The organism is Burkholderia sp. Bp9143, from assembly GCF_003853645.1.
Lineage (GTDB): Bacteria > Pseudomonadota > Gammaproteobacteria > Burkholderiales > Burkholderiaceae > Burkholderia.
Genome location: NZ_QTPO01000004.1, coordinates 44,290 through 61,448, shown reverse-complemented (window position 1 = coordinate 61,448; position 17,159 = coordinate 44,290). Strand labels below are relative to the sequence as shown.

Here is a 17,159-nt window from a genome sequence, read left to right as displayed (position 1 = left end):
CGCCCGCTTCGCGGCGGGCGCGGCGCTTGCGGTACATCGGACGGGCGGCCTGCGGGCCGCCCGTTTTCATTTCCCGGCGGTCATTTCGACTTGCGTCGCCGCGTCCTGCCGCGGCGTTACCGTTCTCGCATCGCGTTGATAGAAGCCCGGGAACCGGTCAAGCTGCCGGCGCGCGGCAGCGAGATCGGCATCGGCGCCGAGCACCGCGCTCGAAAACCCGGTGCGCTCCATCAACAGCAGCTGGTCGATCAGCACGTCGCCCGTCGCGCGCAGGTCGCCGGCGAACCCGAAGCGCTTGCGCAGCAGATAGGCCTGGCTGTACGCGCGGCCGTCGGTGAAGGACGGGAAGTGCAGGTCGATGCGCGCGGCCTGCGCGATTCGTGCGGCGAGCGGCGGCAGTTCCTCGTCGTTGCCGATCGTCAGGGTCGTGAGCGTCGCGGTGTCGGGCGCGTGTGTATCGTCGGCGTGTTCGGCCGGCGTCAGCAGCCGGATGCGTGCGTTCGTGCGCGCGTTCACTGTTTCGTCGGTCGGTTTCATGCGTGCTCCGGCTGGTGACGTGCGTCGTTCGCCGCGACCTTGAAGGGCTCGGCGCCGATGCGGCGCACCGTGTCGATGAATCGTTCGCCGCGGCCGTCGCCATCGAGCCGCGCGTCGAGATACACGTTGACGAGCGCGTCCACGACATCGACGATCTCGTCCGCCGAGAACGACGGGCCGATCACCTTGCCCGGCCGCGCGGGGCCGCTCGCGCTCGAACCGTCCGAGCCGCCGAGCGTCACCTGGTACCACTCCGCGCCGTCCTTGTCGACGCCGAGGATGCCGATGTGCCCGCTGTGATGGTGGCCGCACGAGTTGATGCAGCCGCTGATGTGCAGGTCGATGTCGCCGACGTCGTGCAGCATGTCGAGATCCTGGAACCGCTCGGCGATCGCGTCGGCGATCGGAATCGAGCGCGCGTTCGCGAGCGCGCAGAAATCGCCGCCCGGGCACGCGATCATGTCGGTCAGGAGTCCGACGTTCGCACTGGCAAGACCGATCGCGCGCGCATGCTCCCACAGCAGGAACAGGTCGTCGACGTGTACCCACGGCAGCACGACGTTCTGCGCGTGCGTCACGCGCGCCTCGCCGGCCGAGAAGCGGTCGACGAGTTCGGCCAGCGCGTCGAGCTGCTCGGGCGATGCGTCGCCGGGCGCCTGCAGGCGGCGCTTGAACGACAGCGTGACGATGCGCAGCGCCGGGTCGCGGTGCGCGGCGACGTTGCGCGCGAGCCAGCGCGCGAAGGCCGGATGGCGATTGGCGTGGGCTGTCATGCGTGCTTCGGCATCCTCGAGGTCGAGCGTGCGCGACTTCAGCCGCGGCGGCACGAACGATGCCGCGATGCGATCGAATTCGGCCTGCGGAATCGTGTGCGGGCCGCCGTCATGCTCGACGATCTGGCGGAACTCTTCCTCGACGTCGTCGATGTAGCGCTGCCCCTCGCTCTTCACGAGGATCTTGATGCGTGCCTTGTACTTGTTGTCGCGGCGTCCGTAGCGGTTGTACACGCGGACGATCGCCTCGATGTAGTTCATCACGTGCTGCCACGGCAGGAACGCGCGTAGCAGCGTCGCGATCAGCGGTGTGCGGCCCATGCCGCCGCCGGCGCTCACGCGAAAGCCGAGCTCGCCCGCGTCGTTGCGCACGAGCTTCAGCCCGACGTCGTGCCAGTCGGTCGCCGCGCGGTCCTCGGCCGCGCCGGTGATCGCGATCTTGAACTTGCGCGGCAGGAACGCGAATTCGGGGTGCAGCGTCGTCCACTGGCGCATCACCTCGGCGAACGGCCGCGGATCGGCGATCTCGTCCGACGCGACGCCCGCGCGCTCGTCGCACGAAATGTTGCGGATGCAATTGCCGCTCGTCTGGATCCCGTGCATGTCGACGGTGGCGAGCAGGTCCATCACGTCGGCCGCCTTCGCGAGCGGAATCCAGTTGAACTGCACGTTGGTGCGGGTCGTGAAGTGCGCGTTGCGGGTCGGCAGACGCAGCGTGCCGAGCAGCGCCTGCGCGTCGCAGGCGGCGCGATAGGTTGCGTCGTCGGGCACGTCGTAGTCGCGTGCGATCCGGGCGAGCACGCGAAGCTGCGCGCTCGACAATTCGCCGTACGGCACGGCCACGCGCAGCATCGGCGCATGGCGCTGCACGTACCAGCCGTTCTGCAGGCGCAACGGCCGGAACGCGTCCTCGCTCAGCGTGCCGTGCTGCCAGCGTTCGAGCTGGTCGCGGAACTGGGCGGCGCGGCTGTGCACGAGCGCCCGGTCGAAATCGGTATATCGGTACATGAAGTGATACGCGAGAGGAGCGGCGGCGCAGGGGGCGCGCGCCGCTCGGGAGGGGACGTTGCGACGGGTGTCAGGCAACAGGGGACAGCGTAGGGAACGCGGGGCGGCGGGACAAGCAGCAGATCGGGACGAAAAGGGCGCAGCAGATCGACGGCGCGCCGGCGAACGCCGGGCATGCGCCGCGCATGCCCGCGTCTGGCTCAGGCTTACGCTTACGCTTGCGCGTCGACGATCAACGCCGGATCGAGCGCGCGGATGCGCTGGTCGATGAAGTAGCCGCCGCCTTCCTGATAGCGCAGATACAGCCGGCCGCACGACACGCAGCGACTGACGTTGCAGCGGTTGTACGGAAAGTGGCGCGGCGCGATCGGCGCGTCGTCGGATCCGTAACGCGTGCGGTCCGGATGGTATTCGTCGTAGGTCGGCTCGGGGTCGTCGGGCGGCGCGAGCGTCGCCACTTCGACGAGCTGCGTGTCCCGCAGCGACAGCGGCAGGCTCGTCCAGCCGGCAAGCGGGGTTTTCGTGCAGGTGCACGGCTGCGTGACGCCGGCAGCTTCGGCCGCGAGCGTCAGCAGCGCGGCGTGATCGAGGTAGGGCAATGCACTCATGAGATGGGAGGCGTGCGAAGGAGCGAAGAGGCTTGCAATGTAACCCGTGTGCGCGTCGGCTGCACGGCGGCGACGGGTGGCCGCCGAGCGGCTCAACCGGCCTTGCGTACCGCCGGCTCGGCGACCAGCTCGCCGAGCACGCGGATCGCGCGTTCGATGTCGCGGCTCCACGGATGGCCGAAGTTTACGCGCACGCAGCGCTCGAAGCCGTGCGCGGCCGAAAACAGCGGGCCCGGCGCGAAGCTGATGCCGCGCGCGATCGCCTGGCGGTGCAGTTCCATCGCGTCGATCGCATCGGGAAACGACAGCCACAGGAAATACCCGCCGTCCGGTCGTACCCATTCGACGCCGGCCGGCAGCCAGCGCCGCAGCGCGTCGTCCATGCGGGCGAGTTGCGCCTGCAGTGCGCCGCGCAGCTTGCGCAGGTGACGATCGTAGCCGCCGTGCTCCAGATAGTTCGCGATGCCGGCCTGCGCGGGAATGCTCGCCGACAGCGTGGTCATCAGCTTGAGCCGCTGCACCTTTTCCGCGAACCGGCCGGCGGCGGCCCAGCCGATCCGGTAGCCGGGCGCGAGCGTCTTCGAGAACGAACTGCAATGCATCACGAGGCCGTGCCGGTCGAAGGCGCGCGCGGGCAGCGGGTAGTCGGGGCCGAAATGGAGCTCGCCGTACACGTCGTCCTCGATCAGCGGCACCTCGCGCGCGGCAAGCATCTCCACGAGCGCGCGTTTCCTGTCGAGCGACAGCGTGACGCCGGTCGGATTCTGGAAATTGGTCATGAACCAGCACGCGCGGATGTCGTGCCGGTCGAGCGCGTTCGCGAGCGCATCGAGATCGAGGCCCGTACGCGGATCGACGGGAATCTCGACCGCGCGCAGGTCGAGCCGCTCGATCGCCTGCAGTGCCGCATAGAAGCCGGGCGATTCGACCGCCACGACGTCGCCGGGCCGCGTGACGGCCATCAGGCACAGGTTCAGCGCTTCGAGCGCGCCGTTCGTGACGACGATCTCGTCGACGGGCTGTGCGACGCCGGTCGCCAGATAGCGCCGCGCGATCTGCTGGCGCAGCGCCTCGTTGCCGGGCGGCAGGTCGACGACCGTGCTCCACGGGCTGACGAGCCGGGTCGCCTGCGCGAGCGATTTCGCGAGGCGCGGTAGCGGAAACAGCTGCGGCGACGGGAAGGCGGAGCCGAGCGGCACGATGCCGGGCTGCGTCGCGGCGTCGAGCACCGAGAACACGAGATCGCTGATGTCGACCTTGCGCGTCGCGCCGGCGCGGCTCGCGCGGCGTTTCGCGGGCGGGTTCGCCGCCGGGGCCGCGCCCGGCGCGACGTAATAGCCGGAGCGTTCGCGTGCGCGGATCAGCCCCCACTGTTCGAGCAGGTAGTACGCGCGAAATACCGTCGACTGGCTCACGCCATGCTGCGCGATGATCTGCCGCAGCGACGGCAGGCGCGTGCCGACCACGAGGTTGCCGTTGCGGATTTCGTCGGCGATCGTGTGGGCGAGGGTTTCGTAGCGTTTCATCGATGCGGACGGGAGCACGTGTCCGCCGCGCGCGGGGCCGGTGCGGCGCCGCGCCGGCGGGCGCGGGCCATTGTCCGACGGGCGGCCTGAAAAGGAAAGTGCGACGGCCGCGGCCGGCCGCGCTTTCGGGGCGATGCCGGTGCTTGCGCCGCGTCAGTCCGCGTTTGGCTCCGCGGTGCGTTCGTTCGCGCCGTCCCATTCTCCTGGAAGCGTCCAGCGCCAACGTCGCGTAACGACTTTCTCCTGATCATTCCTTGTTCGCGCATGCGCATTCGTCTGCTCGTGACGACATGCGATCGAACGATTGCACGCATGTCGTCCTCCGCATGGGCTGACAAGCTGCGCGTGCGGCTTGTTCCAATTGCGCCGCGATATTTTTTATGGTCTTGTTGCACGATAACGCGTCGACTCGAAAAAGGACGGCGGATGCAGTCGGGCCAATCGTACGGGGTCCCTTTGATCAGGGGAATTGGCGCGCGCGAGCGTGGGCTTCGTGCCGTCTGTCGATTGCTCGTCCTGTTGGCGGTGGGCTTGTCATGCGTGCCCGCGTTCGCCGCTTCTCCCGAAACTGCAAGTGACGTCGTGCTGCGTGTGCTCGCGTGGCCCGGCTACGCGGACAACGATGTCGTCAATGCATTTGAGACGCAATTCCATGTGCGCGTCGAAGTGACGTTCGTCGATTCCGACGAAGCGTTGTGGTCGCGGATGCACAGTGCATCGCCGCCGCCGTACGACGTGCTCGCGGCCAACACGGCCGAGATCCAGCGCTATGCGCGCGACGACCTGCTCACGCCGATCGACCTGTCGCGGATCCCCAACCGCCGGCGGCAACTGCCGAATTTCCGGCAGCTCGCGACGATCGGCGGGCTCGTGCGCAACGGCGCGACCTATGCGATCCCGTTCACGTATTCGTCGATGGGACTGATCTACGATCGCAAGCAGGTGCCGGTCGCGCCGCGTTCGATGCTGGAACTCTGGAATCCGCGTTACCGCGGCAAGGTGCTCGACTTCAACAGCGCGCAGCATAATTTTTCGTTCACCGCGCTCGCGCTCGGCTATCCCGACCCATTCCACCTGTCGCCCGCGCAGACCCTTGCCGTCGCGCACAAGCTGGTCGACCTGCGACGCAACCTGCTCACGTATTACACGCTTCCGGAAGAGGCGACCGCGCTGTTCGTCCAGCATCGCGCGGCGCTGATGTTCGGCAACTACGGCACGCAGCAGGTCGAACAACTGCGTCGCGCCGGTGCGGATGTCGGCTACGTGATTCCGGACGAAGGCGCGCTCGCGTGGCTCGACTGCTGGGGCGTCACGCGCGGCGCGGAGCATCGCGAGCTCGCGTTCGCATGGATCAACTACATGCTCGAACCGGCGATCGGCACGCTGCTGACCGAACGCCAGGGGCTCGCGAATACGCTTGAACCGCCACCCGGTCTCGAGGCCGGCCACCAGCACCTCGTCTGGATCCTGCCGGTCGAGGACATCGCGCGGCGTGAGTCGCTATGGAGCCGCATCGTGTCGGGCGACCGGCCGGAGCGGTTCGAAAAATGATCAGGCTCGGGCTCACGTCGAAGCTGTCGGTGCTGTTCGCGTGCATCGGCGTGATCGCGTCCGGCACGACCGGCTACTACACCTACCGCTCCAACCGGACGATGCTCGTGCAGGAAGCGCAGCACAGCCTGCTGATGTCGACGCAGTTGCTTGGACAGCGCTTCACGACCGCGCTGTCCGACGTGGCCGACGATGCGCTCGTGCTCGCGCAATTGCCGTCGTCGGCGCCTGTCGCCGGCGGCGAAGGCACTGATCGTGCGCCGCGCGCGCGGCTCGAGCAGGTGTATTACAGCTTCATGAAGAACCACCCCGAGTACCTGCAGATCCGGCTGATCGCGCGCGGCGATTTCGGGCTCGAGCGCATCCGTGTCGATCGCGACGCGCACGGCATCGTCGTGCTGCCGGAGAGTGCATTCCAGGAGAAAGGGCAGTTTTCCTACGTATTCGATACGCTTGCGACGGCGCCCGGTCATATCTACCTGTCGCCGATCGTGATCAATCACGAGACCGGCTCGCATGCGGCCGAAGGGCTGCCGATCCTGCGCGTGGGCACGCCGGTCGTCGACACGGACGGCCAGGTCGTCGGCGCGCTGGTCGTCGACGTCGAGCTGTCGCGCATGTTCGACCGGCTCGAACGCGATCTGCCGCAAGACTACTCCGTGTACCTCGCGAACGAATGGGGCGATTTCCTCGTGCACCCCGATCCGTCGCAGATCTTCGGCTTCGATCGCGGGCGGCGCGTGCTGATGCAGGACAGCTTTCCCAACACGCGGCTGCTGTTCGTCGGGACGCGCACGAACGTGACGCTCAACGGGCTCGCGCAGCCCGACGACGCACCGGGCCAGATGTTCGCGTTCGTGCGCACGCCGTTCGGCGGCAACGAGGGCAACCGCTTCGTGGTGCTCGGCATGGCGCGTCCGCTCACGGACGTGCTGGCGCCGGCCGGGATTCTCGGGGAGCGGATCATCCGGATGGTGCTGTTGATGAGCGTGGCGGCGGTGATTCTCGCGATCCTGTTTGCGCGCGCGATCACGCGGCCGTTGCAGATGCTCGCGCGCGCGGCGACCCACGTGTTCGACGATCCGGCCGCCGAACGGTTGCCTGTCGCGCGGGCCGACGAGATCGGCGTGCTGGCGCGCTGTTTCGACAGCATGCGCGTCGAGATCCGCACGCAGGTCGCGATGCTGCGCGCGAAGCAGCTGGAGCTCACGCACCTCGCCGGTCACGATCCGCTGACCGGCCTGCCGAACCGCCTGTTGTTCATGGAGCACCTCGATGCCGCGATCCGGCATGCGGCCGCGGTGCGCGAGGGGCTGGCGGTGATGTTCGTCGATCTCGACCGCTTCAAGCAGATCAACGACCAGCACGGGCACGCGGCCGGCGATCGCACGCTCGTCGCGGTCGCGAAACGGCTGAGCCTCGTGCTGCGCAGCGGCGACATGGCCGCGCGGCTCGGCGGCGACGAATTCATCGTGCTGATTTCGGACGTGCGATCGCCGGCGGTGATCGGCGATATCGCGTCGCGTATCCAGATCGTGATGGCCGAGGAACTGGAGTTCGGTGACCGGCACCTGGCCGTGGGCGCGAGCATCGGCGTCAGCGAATATCCGGTCGATGGCGCGTCGGCGGAGGAACTGCTGGTCAAGGCCGACGCGGCAATGTACGCGGCGAAGGCGTCCGCGCAGTGCGCGTGCGTGCGTTACCAGGAACTGCTGGGCGGCGGCATCGGTGCCGATGCCGGCGGACGCGTGGCGGCGGGGAGCGGCCGCTGACGGCAGGCCGATCCTGTGCGCGGCGCAAACGCGACGAGCCCGTCACGGGACGGGCTCGCTGGATCCGCGCGCACTGCGCGCGGCGGCGGACTTAGTGGCCGAAGTAGACCGAGTCGCGCGCGTTCTGCACCTTGACTGCCGGTGCGCCGCCCTGGACGACCGGGGCCGGCTGTGCGCCGTAGCCGCTGTTGTCGGCGGCGTGCACGCGCGCTTGCGCGGCCTGGATGTCGGCCGGGTAGTACGGGCTCGACTGGCTCGGCTTGTAGCCGGCGTTTTCGAGCTGGACGAGTTCGTTGCGCACTTGCGCGCGGGTCACGGTGCTTTGGGCGAATGCGCCGAACGAAGCGGACAGGGCGACAGCGGCAACGACTGCGGAAACGAGCGATTTCATGATGACCTCCGATGTTCTATTGACTTCGCCGGCGACACCATGTCGTAAGCGATTGATTACATCGTAGGCGTCGGTGGACCTAGGGTAAACGTGGGTTTTGGCGAAAGATCGTTGCACGTGAGGCAATAATTTCGCGAGAAATTCGATCTGGCCCCATCCTGCGGTGCGGGAATTGCAAACCGGTGGCGGGCGGGAGCGGCGAGGCGCCGCGCACGGACAAGCGCCCGGTGGCGGGGCGCCGGCAGGTGGGGCGGGACGGGGGGCGTTGCCGGATCAGACGCCGTCGGCGTCGTCGATCTCCTTGCGCTCGCGGCGTTCCTCGTTGCCGCGGCGTGCCCGCAGGCGCTGGCGCGACAGGACGGCGATCACCTGCTGGGTGGGCGCGCCGGACGGCAGCTCGTTGCGGATGCGATCGGGCACCATCGGCAGGCCCGCGCGCTGCCGGCGCAGTGCCTTCGCGATTGCCCGGCGGCATTCGTCCCCGTGGCAATCCCATTCATCGCGGATTCTCTGGCAATAACGGCATTGTTCCATCCGGACAGTCTAACGTGTCTTGGGGAACGGGGCTGAAGGGGAGCGGACGGGGACGGGACTGGCGGGCGGTGCGCGGCCGACATCATTTCGTGTTTGCGTGCGCACTGTCGACCTGCGCGACGGGCGGCGCCGCGTGCCGGAAGATGCCCGACTTCCAGATCATCTGGGAAGCGGCGACGAGCACGAACAGCAGGACGACCATCCGGAATACGCGCGGCGACATCTTGTCCCGCAGCGGGCGAACGAGCCACATGCCGGCGATGGCGGGCAGGCTGGCCGCCGCCGAGATCGCGAGGTCGGCGGCGCTTGCGTGCGCGGCGCCGCTGAACGTCGTGATCAGCGTGATGATCGACACCACGAGGATGATCGCGATCTGCTTCGTGAACGCGCGGCCGGTCGCGCCGGACGAAATCAGGTAGGTGGCGAGCAGCGGCCCCGGCACCGACGCGATGCTTTCCATCAGCGCCGCGCCGAACCCGAGCGCGAACCCGACCGGCTTCTGCCATGCCTCCGGCAGGTTCAGCTTCGGCGCGCTCAGCATCAGCGTTGCCGCGACGATCAGCAGCGCGCCCGACGCGGCCTGTGCGTGGCCCGCGTTCAGCGACAGGAGAATCGCGACGCCGACGACGTTGCCGAATACGGTGCCGGCGATCGGTGCGGCGATCTTGCGCGCGGTCGCCAGTACCTCGCCGCCTTCCAGCGCCTGCGGGATGTTGCCGAGGATGATCGGCATCGACAGCAGCAGCACCGCGTGCCGGATCGGCAGGAACTGGCTGAGGATCGGCATCGCCACCAGCGGAACGCCGATGCCCGTGATCCCCTTGACCATTCCGCCGAGCAGCAGTGCGACGGCAATGCCGATCAGGTCGAGCAGCGCGAGCCCGTGCAGGCTGGAAACCAACACACCTTCAGTCAGATTGAGATGAATCATCACGAGCAGGTCGAGACAAAAGCGGCGGCGGAGCGGACGACGGCACCCGTTGCCGGTGCGTGCGATGACGCACGCCGTTGTTTGGTAGTGGGTCGGACCGGTCGTCCGGTTGCAACGTCCGCCGTCGGTGCTCGACAGGCAGGCGCCGACGCGCCGGTGCCTGCCTGCGCATGCCCGGCGACGGTATTCGACACGGTTCGAGGCTGAATCTTACCCGAGCGCGGCGCGGGCCATCGGGCGCGGCCACGGGATCGTGCGCCATCGAAGATCGTTGGCACGGTTCAATACAATTCATGATGTGTCGCTCTATCATGTGAAAAATACATGCACCGAAACAAGGAGGCGAGATGACGCTTGCGCAGTTGCAGGCCCTGGCCGCGGTAGTCGAACTCGGCTCGCTGACGGCCGCGGCCGACCGGCTCAGTCGCAGTCAATCCGCGATCAGCCATGCGCTGACCGAACTGGAGGACATCACCGAGGTCAAGCTGCTGTTGCGCGACCGCCAGCCGGTCGTCCTGACCGCTGCCGGCGAACGCCTGTGGCCGTACGTGCAGAACGTCGTTCGCGAGGCACAGACGCTGCGCCAGCAGTTCGGCCTGTCGCGCGGCAAGCTCGAAGGTCGGCTGGTGGTGGCGTCGCTGCCGAGCGTTTCGCTCGCGTTCGTCGTACCCGCGCTCGAAGCGTTGAAGGCGGCGCACGAGGGCGTGACGGCGGTGCTGCTCGAAGGCACGGACGCGGAAGTCGAAGGGTGGCTCGATGACGGCACCGCCGACATCGGCGTGGTCGCCGGCACGAAGACTTTCGCGAACAACCTGCCGCTGCTCGACGAGGATTTCGTCGCGGTCGCGGCGGACGGCATGTTCGACGGTCGCAAGAGCGTGTCGGCGAAACGGTTGTCCACGATGCCGTTCATTTTCTCGAAGGCGGGGTGCGGGCCGGTCATCGCGGATTACTTCGCGCGCAACGGTGCGTCGCTTCGCGCCGCGTTCAACGTGGTCGAGATGCGCACCATTCTGTCGATGGCGGAGGCGGGAATGGGCGTGTCGATCGTCCCGCGCATCACGCTCACCTACACGCGGTTCGGCGGCCGGGTGCTGGAGCTGTCGCCCAGGCTGCACCGTTCCGTGCGGCTGTCGTGGAACGCGACGGGCAACGCGGTCGCCGACGCATTCGTGAAGCTGGTCGACGCACGGCGCGCGAAGGCGGGGAAGGCGATTCCGGCGCGGGCGAAAAACGGAAAGTAGCGGGCCGGCGGGGCAATGAGGCGATGAAGTGATGAAGCGCGCTCATGGGCGACTTGCAATTTATTCATGCCGATAGCCGTCGACATGCAATACATTGTTCGACACTCGCCCTGAATTCACTGCCCTGAAGGAGACCATCGTGCCGGCCTTGCCCACCCTGATTGCTTTCGGACTCGTATCGCTCGGCATGGTCCTGACGCCCGGCCCGAACATGATCTACCTGATCTCCCGCTCGATCTGCCAGGGCCGCCGCGCGGGGCTGGTGTCGCTCGGCGGCGTCGCGCTGGGGTTCGTGTTCTACATGTTCTGCGCGGCATTCGGCCTTACCGCGATGGTGCTGACCGTGCCGTACGCGTATGACGTGCTGCGTTTCGCCGGCGCGCTGTACCTGGCGTATCTCGCGTGGCAGGCGCTCAAGCCGGGCGGCCGCTCCGCGTTTCAGGTGCGGCAACTGCCGCACGACAGCGGCGCACGGCTCTTCACGATGGGCTTCGTGACCAACCTAGCGAACCCGAAGATCGCGGTGATGTACCTGTCGCTGCTGCCGCAGTTCATTTCGCCGGAGCACGGCAGCGTGCTCGCGCAATCGCTGGCACTGGGTTGCGTGCAGATCGCGGTCAGCGTCAGCGTCAATGCGCTGATCGCGAGCATGGCCGGCTCGATCGCGGGGTTCCTTGCCGATCGGCCGGTCTGGGCACGGGTGCAGCGCTGGTTGATGGGGACCGTGCTGGCCGGACTGGCCGTGCGTATCGCGCTGGAATCGCGAAGCTAGAGGCAACGCGGCTCGCGGTGGAAACCGGCGCGCCGATGTGCACGCAATGCGCGGCGGACGAACAGGCGCAGCCGATCCGCGCGACGCGGACCGTCACGTATTCGCTGTATCCGTAGACGGATGGCGCGCGATGTCCGGCACGAGCCAGCCCCGGCCGCCCGCCGCGCGATCACGCGCCGCGGGCGGCCGCCGCATCAGCGCTCGCCGCGCTTCTTGCTCAGCTCGATCGTCTCGAACAACTCGTACTGCGCGGTCGGATGCTGATCCGCGCCCGGCGCGTGGTAGTAGCGCATCGTGATCGTCGTGTGGCCGCCCGGCTTGCCCGGATCGTGGTCGAACACGGCGATCCCGTAGCCCGTGCCCGTATCGCGGCGCGCGGACCAGATCGCATCCTCCAGCGCATCGGCCGGCTTGCGCACGAACGTGTTCGCCGTCGCGCCCGGCACCGGCCGGTTCGGCTTCGTGAAGACCTTCGCCTGCGCATAGCCGGTCGCCGGGTTCTCGCCGTACACGTCGAGCGGCGCGCTGGTGCCGCCGCCGCCGAGGATCAGGTGGATCGTGCCGTGGCTCGTGTCGAACGACGTGCGGTCGGGATCGGTCGTCCCGACCGGACGCGGCTGCAGCGTCTCGACGACTTCGCCGGTCGATGCATCGACGCCCGCGCGGTGATTGCAGCCGCGCACCGGGTAGCTGCGCTCGTAATCGTGATCGTGACCGCACAGCACGAGGTCGACGCCGTAACGGTCGAACAGCGGCAGCCAAGCCTCGCGGATGCCCTTGTCCGAGCCGTTGCCCGTCTTCGACGAGCTCAGCGCGTCCTGGTGCATCTGCACGACGATCCAGTCGATGTCGTCATCGTGCGACGCGTGACGCAGCGTGTGCTCGAGCCAGCGCGTCTGCTCGCCGTTGCTGTAGCCGCGCACGTAGAACGACGTGCCCGGTTCGATCGGTGCGTGGCCGGTGCTCGCGGCCGGCACCAGCGGAGCGGGGCCGCCGACGAACGCGGCCGCATCCTGGTACACGACGTCGTCGGCGTCGAGCGAGATGAACAGCACCGAGCTCACGCGGAAGCTGTACCAACGGCCCGGAAAGCGCGTGCCATTCTCGGGCAGCGTATAGCGCGCGAGATACGAGTCGAGCCCCTGCGGGCCGTTGTTGAATTCGATCTCGTGATTGCCCGGGCAGGGCATCCACGGGCGGTTCGCGGCCGACGTCTGGTTGTTGTTGCCGAAGTCGCGCCACACCTCCGGCTGATGCGCGGGGTTCAGGTTCGCGTAGCAGAGGTCGCCGTTCAGCAGGTGGAACAGCGGCTGGAACTGCTCGACGGCCTGCACCGCGAAGCGGCTTTGCGGCGACGACAGAACCCACGCGCCGTTCGGCGTCGCGAGGTCGCCATAGCTCGTGAAGCGGAACGGTGCGCGTCCGCGCGGCGCGGTCGTGAAGGTCGCGGCAAACGGCTGCGCGGCGTTGCTGTCGTTGTCGGCCGTGAGTTCGTAGCGATAGCGCGTGTTCGGTTTCAGGCCGTGCACGCGTGCGTGGTACGTGAACACGGTTTCGCCGTTCAGGCCGTCGGTGTAAAGGCGCTGCACGCCGTGCACGGTGCGTGCCGGTTCGCCGTCGGCGACGATCCGCGCACGCGGATTGACGGCCGGCGCGAGCGACGCCCACGAGATCGCGACTTCCGACGTCGGGTCACTGCCCCACGTCAGGTGCACCTGTTCGGGTGTGCCGTCCGGGTTCGATGCGGCGGCACGGGCGGCCGCGAGCCCGCCCGCGGCGGTGGCGAGGCCGGAGACGCCGGCCAGTTTCAGGAAGCCGCGACGCGATACGGCAGCGGCCGGCTCGTTCGATTCGGCGGGGAAGTTGTCCTGGTTCGACATGATCGGATTTTCGTTGAGTGACACGCGAAATGCGGAGCCGCCCGGCCGTGCGCGAGCGCTTCCGGGGCATGGGCCGGAAACGAGCGGGATCCCGGTGACACGCATTGTCGAAGCGCAGTTTTGCCGGGTTGTGACAGACGGTCATCAACGCACGGGCCCGATGCGGCGATGGGCGTGTGCGGCGTTGCCGGCGCGCCAGACATTTATTTGCGTGTGTCGCGACGGATTTTTCCGCATGCGTCGTTTAACGAACGAACGGCCACTTCCGGCCGGGAAACGATGCTTCGGAGTCTTGCATGAAACTTTCCATTTCATTACGGTTTGCCACGGGCTGCGTGGCCGCGCTGGCGACGTCCGCCGCATTCGCGCAGGCCGTCATCGTCGCGCCGGTCGCACCGCCACCGCAGCGCGTCGAAGTGATGCCGGCGCCGCGCGCGGGCTACGTGTGGGACCAGGGCCACTGGCACTGGCGGCAGGGCCGCTACGTGTGGATTCCCGGGCACTGGCAGGTAGTGCGTGCCGGCTATCACTGGGTGCCCGGGCACTGGGCCGCACGCGGCCCGAACTGGCGCTGGGTGCCGGGTCACTGGGCGTGACGCGCTGGGTGCCGCGCGGCGCGCAGCGCCCGTGCGGCGGGACTTTCACACAACCTCATCAGTCGAGCCATGCCATTTCGAACCCTCGTGATCCTGGCAGTCGCGGCCGTCGTGCTGGCCGGCTGCGTTGTGGTGCCGGCACGCCCGGTGTATTACCGGCCCGCGCCGGTCGTCGTATATTGATCGCGCCGGCCGGCTTGCGACCGACAGGATCGATATGCCGTTCGAGCCGGATGTCGACGAAACCGACCGCGCAGATCCCGGGCGCGGCGCGCGATGCGCTGTCGACGCGCCGCCATGGCGCCGTGCGGCGCCGGCCCGACGCATGCAAGGAGAGCACGACGATGAGCTTGAGCCGGACGGCGGGCACACCCGCCGGCAGCATGCGGCGTTCGCACCGCGCATGGCGGAGCAACCCGCGTTGAGCGACGCCGATCCGGACGCGGAACTCGTCGCGCGGGTCGGCGCACGCGACACGTCGGCCGTGCGCGTGCTCGTCGCACGCAAGCTGCCGCGCTTGCTCGCGCTCGCGACGCGCATGCTCGGCGACCGGACCGAAGCCGAAGACGTCGCGCAGGAAACCTTCCTGCGGATCTGGCATCACGCGCCGCGCTGGCGGGACGGCGAAGCGCGCTTCGACACCTGGCTGCATCGCGTCGTGCTGAACCTGTGCTACGACCGCTTGCGCGGGCGACGCGAGGAGACGGTCGACGCGTTGCCCGACGTGCCCGACCCGCAACCCGAGCCGGCTGCGCATGCGGAGTCGCGCTCGCGCGACGCGCGCGTGCGCGAGGCGCTCGCCGCGTTGCCGCCCAGGCAGCGGGAAGCGCTCGTGCTCCAGTACTATCAGGACATGTCCAACATTGAAGCGGCCAACCTGATGGGCATCACCGTCGATGCACTGGAGAGCCTGCTCGCGCGGGCGAGGCGCAACCTGCGCGCGCAACTGGCCGGCGACCCACCTAGCGAGGACAAGCGATGACACCCGAACGATTCCGTACCATCGTCGCCGCGTACGGCTCGGATGCGCGGCGCTGGCCGCAAGACGAACGCGCGGCGGCTGAAGCGTGGGCGCAAGCGCATCCGCGCGACGCGCTGGAGGCGCTCGACGATGCCGCTGAGCTCGATGCATGGCTCATGCGGGACACGGTCGCGCCGCCCGCGCCGGCGCTCGTCGAACGCATCGTCGCGTCGGCGCCTGCGCCGCAACGTGCGCGGCGCCGGGGAAAGGTGTGGTGGTCGGGCGCGGCGTTCGCGGGCGTCGGGCTGGCCGGCGCGCTGGCGGGCGCGGTGGCGGTGTCGATGCTGATGCTCGGCGGCGCGCCGATCGCGCAACACGAACCGGGCTACCTGACGACGACGTTCGGCGGCCCGAGCATCGACGGAGGCGACGAGTGAGCGAACGCGGCTGGAAATTCATTCTCGTCGGGTCCGTCGTGCTGAACGTGTTCATGCTCGGCGCGATCGGCGGCGGCGCGTATCAGTGGTTCTCGACGCATCGCGATCCGCATGGGACCGGGATGCGCGGACAGCGTACGGCGTTGCGGTTCGCCGCGGACGAATTGTCCGATGCGCGTCAGCAGGAATTCACGGCGGCGCTGAAGGCGGCACGCAAGGACGGTCGGGATTTCGCGCGTGAAGGACGTGACGGGCGGATCACGGTGCTGGATCTGCTGGCGGCGCCGCAACTCGATCGTGCGGCGATCGACGCTGCGCTCGATCGGACGCGGGCGGCGGACAGTGCATTGCGCGGGCAGGTCGAGCGCAGTGTCGTCGATTTCGCGGCCACGCTGACGCCGGATGAGCGCGCGAAGTTCGTCGACGGGCTGCGGCGTAGCGGGAACTGGCGATTGCCGGCGAGACTGCAGAAGCAGCAGGGGGCGGCGGGGAACCAGTAGGCAGCGGCGCGTGACGACACCCCGGGTTCGCCAATCCGCTGGCGCCTGTTCGGATAGTCGAAGGCGGCCGACGGCCTGACCCGATTGTCCGGAGCAGCTTCGCGGAGATCGCTGCGTGGCCGTCCGCTTCGACCGACAACGTGTGCCCCAGCGACGGCACGGAATGACCGTCTACACTGATATCGGCCTCCGGGATTATGATGGCCCGGTCGTTAGCGTCTCCCCGATGTATTCACCGCAACGCGAGGCGGCAATCTCGAGCGCCGCGACAGGGGCGAACCATGGATCGAAGCGAAGACTTTATCGTGCGCACCATGTCGGCCGACGACATGGCCATGTCGGTGGAATGGGCGGCCGCGGAAGGGTGGAACCCCGGCCGGCATGATCCCGACTGTTTCAGGGAAGCGGACCCTGCCGGCTTCTTCGTCGGGATTGTGCGCGGTGAGCCGGTCGCGTGCATATCCGCCGTCGCTTATGACGAACGCTTCGGCTTCATCGGCCTCTATATCGTCAAACCCGGGTTTCGTGGGAAAGGCTTCGGGATGCGAATCTGGCAGCACGGCATGCGTTACCTCGGAGACCGCAACGTCGGTCTCGACGGTGTCGTGGCCCAGCAGGCGAACTACCGGAAGTCCGGGTTCCGGCTCGCGTATCGCAACATCCGCTATCAGGGGCGCGTGGACGGCATCGGGTGCGCGCACGTGGCGGCGGCAGCCGATATACCGTTCGAGCAGTTGCTTGCGTACGATCGCCAGTGTTTTCCCGCACCGCGCGAGCGTTTCGTCTCCGCGTGGATCGCGCAGCCGGATGCGGTTGCACTCGCCACAGTCGACGCCGGCCGTGTCGCCGGATATGGTGTCGTGCGCCGCTGCGAGACGGGTTGCAAGATCGGCCCGCTCTTCGCCGATGATGCTGGTGTCGCCACGGGGCTGTTTCGTGCGCTGGCGTCGCGCATGCCCGGCGAGGTGATCGTGCTCGACGTGCCTGAAACGAATCCCGCGGCCGTCGCGCTGGCGGAACGGCACGGCATGTCGAGCGTCTTCGAGACCGCGCGGATGTACACGAAGGAAGCGCCCGCGATCGCGATCGATCGCGTGTTTGGGGTGACGTCGTTCGAGTTGGGCTAACAACGTCCCGG

The 17,159-nt window shown here is 68.1% G+C and carries 17 protein-coding genes; 9 read left to right on the top strand and 8 right to left on the bottom strand.

From position 1 onward, the window contains the following. Positions 1 to 66: 66 nt before the first annotated feature. From DIE23_RS04030 to DIE23_RS04015, 4 genes are all read right to left on the bottom strand, one after another. Positions 67 to 537, bottom strand: coding sequence for a DUF934 domain-containing protein (locus DIE23_RS04030; protein ID WP_124610916.1), 471 nt, complete (start codon positions 535 to 537; stop codon positions 67 to 69). Next, the gene (locus DIE23_RS04025; RefSeq protein WP_124610915.1) at positions 534 to 2,318 is read right to left on the bottom strand and encodes a nitrite/sulfite reductase; all 1,785 of its coding nucleotides are present in this window, start codon (positions 2,316 to 2,318) and stop codon (positions 534 to 536) included. The genes DIE23_RS04030 and DIE23_RS04025 overlap by 4 nt, the downstream gene beginning before the upstream one ends. Before the next feature lie 212 nt (positions 2,319 to 2,530). Continuing rightward, the gene (locus tag DIE23_RS04020) at positions 2,531 to 2,926 is read right to left on the bottom strand and encodes a hypothetical protein (protein WP_124610914.1); all 396 of its coding nucleotides are present in this window, start codon (positions 2,924 to 2,926) and stop codon (positions 2,531 to 2,533) included. Between the two features lie 92 nt (positions 2,927 to 3,018). Next, positions 3,019 to 4,452: a PLP-dependent aminotransferase family protein gene (locus DIE23_RS04015; RefSeq protein ID WP_124610913.1), complete on the bottom strand. Its 1,434-nt coding sequence runs from the start codon at positions 4,450 to 4,452 to the stop codon at positions 3,019 to 3,021. 426 nt (positions 4,453 to 4,878) lie between these two features. Between DIE23_RS04015 and DIE23_RS04010 the strand changes: the two genes are divergently transcribed. Both DIE23_RS04010 and DIE23_RS04005 read left to right on the top strand, forming a co-directional pair. Then, positions 4,879 to 6,003: an extracellular solute-binding protein gene (locus DIE23_RS04010; protein WP_124610912.1), complete on the top strand. Its 1,125-nt coding sequence runs from the start codon at positions 4,879 to 4,881 to the stop codon at positions 6,001 to 6,003. After that, positions 6,000 to 7,775 (top strand): diguanylate cyclase domain-containing protein, encoded by a 1,776-nt coding sequence (locus tag DIE23_RS04005; RefSeq protein WP_124610911.1) that lies wholly within the window; start codon positions 6,000 to 6,002, stop codon positions 7,773 to 7,775. The genes DIE23_RS04010 and DIE23_RS04005 overlap by 4 nt, the downstream gene beginning before the upstream one ends. 91 nt (positions 7,776 to 7,866) lie before the next feature. On the opposite strand, the gene DIE23_RS04000 is transcribed toward DIE23_RS04005, so the two are convergent. The 3 genes from DIE23_RS04000 to DIE23_RS03990 all read right to left on the bottom strand — a co-directional run bounded on the left by DIE23_RS04000 (position 7,867) and on the right by DIE23_RS03990 (position 9,631). After that, the gene (locus DIE23_RS04000) at positions 7,867 to 8,166 is read right to left on the bottom strand and encodes a DUF4148 domain-containing protein (protein ID WP_124610910.1); all 300 of its coding nucleotides are present in this window, start codon (positions 8,164 to 8,166) and stop codon (positions 7,867 to 7,869) included. 273 nt (positions 8,167 to 8,439) lie between these two features. Continuing rightward, positions 8,440 to 8,700, bottom strand: coding sequence for a hypothetical protein (locus DIE23_RS03995; protein ID WP_006760082.1), 261 nt, complete (start codon positions 8,698 to 8,700; stop codon positions 8,440 to 8,442). An 82-nt stretch (positions 8,701 to 8,782) separates the two neighbouring features. Then, complete coding sequence (locus tag DIE23_RS03990) at positions 8,783 to 9,631, bottom strand: sulfite exporter TauE/SafE family protein (RefSeq protein WP_124610909.1); 849 nt, start codon at positions 9,629 to 9,631, stop codon at positions 8,783 to 8,785. Between the two features lie 347 nt (positions 9,632 to 9,978). Between DIE23_RS03990 and DIE23_RS03985 the strand changes: the two genes are divergently transcribed. After that, complete coding sequence (locus DIE23_RS03985; protein ID WP_124610908.1) at positions 9,979 to 10,875, top strand: LysR family transcriptional regulator; 897 nt, start codon at positions 9,979 to 9,981, stop codon at positions 10,873 to 10,875. 139 nt (positions 10,876 to 11,014) lie between these two features. Continuing rightward, a complete protein-coding gene (locus DIE23_RS03980; RefSeq protein ID WP_124610907.1) occupies positions 11,015 to 11,647 on the top strand; it encodes a LysE family translocator in 633 nt (210 codons plus the stop codon). Positions 11,648 to 11,841: 194 nt separating this feature from the next. Here the strand turns inward: DIE23_RS03980 and DIE23_RS03975 are convergent, their stop codons facing one another. Then, on the bottom strand, positions 11,842 to 13,527 hold the full coding sequence (locus tag DIE23_RS03975; protein ID WP_124610906.1) for a metallophosphoesterase family protein: 1,686 nt from the start codon (positions 13,525 to 13,527) through the stop codon (positions 11,842 to 11,844). Positions 13,528 to 13,823: 296 nt separating this feature from the next. Here DIE23_RS03975 and DIE23_RS03970 point away from each other — a divergent pair, with 296 nt between their 5' ends. The 5 genes from DIE23_RS03970 to DIE23_RS03950 all read left to right on the top strand — a co-directional run bounded on the left by DIE23_RS03970 (position 13,824) and on the right by DIE23_RS03950 (position 17,148). Next, positions 13,824 to 14,123: a YXWGXW repeat-containing protein gene (locus tag DIE23_RS03970; protein WP_124610905.1), complete on the top strand. Its 300-nt coding sequence runs from the start codon at positions 13,824 to 13,826 to the stop codon at positions 14,121 to 14,123. 217 nt (positions 14,124 to 14,340) lie between these two features. Next, positions 14,341 to 15,105 carry an RNA polymerase sigma factor gene (locus DIE23_RS03965; protein ID WP_124610904.1) on the top strand — a complete coding sequence of 255 codons (765 nt, stop codon included), beginning with the start codon at positions 14,341 to 14,343 and terminating at the stop codon, positions 15,103 to 15,105. Beyond that, complete coding sequence (locus DIE23_RS03960) at positions 15,102 to 15,521, top strand: hypothetical protein (RefSeq protein ID WP_124610903.1); 420 nt, start codon at positions 15,102 to 15,104, stop codon at positions 15,519 to 15,521. Before DIE23_RS03965 ends, DIE23_RS03960 begins: the two co-directional genes overlap by 4 nt. Further along, positions 15,518 to 16,021, top strand: coding sequence for a periplasmic heavy metal sensor (locus DIE23_RS03955; protein ID WP_124610902.1), 504 nt, complete (start codon positions 15,518 to 15,520; stop codon positions 16,019 to 16,021). The genes DIE23_RS03960 and DIE23_RS03955 overlap by 4 nt, the downstream gene beginning before the upstream one ends. 281 nt (positions 16,022 to 16,302) lie before the next feature. Next, on the top strand, positions 16,303 to 17,148 hold the full coding sequence (locus tag DIE23_RS03950) for a GNAT family N-acetyltransferase (RefSeq protein WP_124611038.1): 846 nt from the start codon (positions 16,303 to 16,305) through the stop codon (positions 17,146 to 17,148). Positions 17,149 to 17,159 lie beyond the last annotated feature (11 nt).

Coding starts and splice junctions, on each gene's coding strand:
- DIE23_RS03990 (WP_124610909.1), bottom strand. CDS start 9,631: ATGATTCATCTCAATCTGACTGAAGGTGTGTTGGTTTCCAGCCTGCAC.
- DIE23_RS03985 (WP_124610908.1), top strand. CDS start 9,979: ATGACGCTTGCGCAGTTGCAGGCCCTGGCCGCGGTAGTCGAACTCGGC.
- DIE23_RS03975 (WP_124610906.1), bottom strand. CDS start 13,527: ATGTCGAACCAGGACAACTTCCCCGCCGAATCGAACGAGCCGGCCGCT.
- DIE23_RS03960 (WP_124610903.1), top strand. CDS start 15,102: ATGACACCCGAACGATTCCGTACCATCGTCGCCGCGTACGGCTCGGAT.
- DIE23_RS03970 (WP_124610905.1), top strand. CDS start 13,824: ATGAAACTTTCCATTTCATTACGGTTTGCCACGGGCTGCGTGGCCGCG.
- DIE23_RS03965 (WP_124610904.1), top strand. CDS start 14,341: ATGCCGTTCGAGCCGGATGTCGACGAAACCGACCGCGCAGATCCCGGG.
- DIE23_RS04000 (WP_124610910.1), bottom strand. CDS start 8,166: ATGAAATCGCTCGTTTCCGCAGTCGTTGCCGCTGTCGCCCTGTCCGCT.
- DIE23_RS03950 (WP_124611038.1), top strand. CDS start 16,303: ATGGATCGAAGCGAAGACTTTATCGTGCGCACCATGTCGGCCGACGAC.
- DIE23_RS03995 (WP_006760082.1), bottom strand. CDS start 8,700: ATGGAACAATGCCGTTATTGCCAGAGAATCCGCGATGAATGGGATTGC.
- DIE23_RS04015 (WP_124610913.1), bottom strand. CDS start 4,452: ATGAAACGCTACGAAACCCTCGCCCACACGATCGCCGACGAAATCCGC.
- DIE23_RS04030 (WP_124610916.1), bottom strand. CDS start 537: ATGAAACCGACCGACGAAACAGTGAACGCGCGCACGAACGCACGCATC.
- DIE23_RS04010 (WP_124610912.1), top strand. CDS start 4,879: ATGCAGTCGGGCCAATCGTACGGGGTCCCTTTGATCAGGGGAATTGGC.
- DIE23_RS04020 (WP_124610914.1), bottom strand. CDS start 2,926: ATGAGTGCATTGCCCTACCTCGATCACGCCGCGCTGCTGACGCTCGCG.
- DIE23_RS04005 (WP_124610911.1), top strand. CDS start 6,000: ATGATCAGGCTCGGGCTCACGTCGAAGCTGTCGGTGCTGTTCGCGTGC.
- DIE23_RS04025 (WP_124610915.1), bottom strand. CDS start 2,318: ATGTACCGATATACCGATTTCGACCGGGCGCTCGTGCACAGCCGCGCC.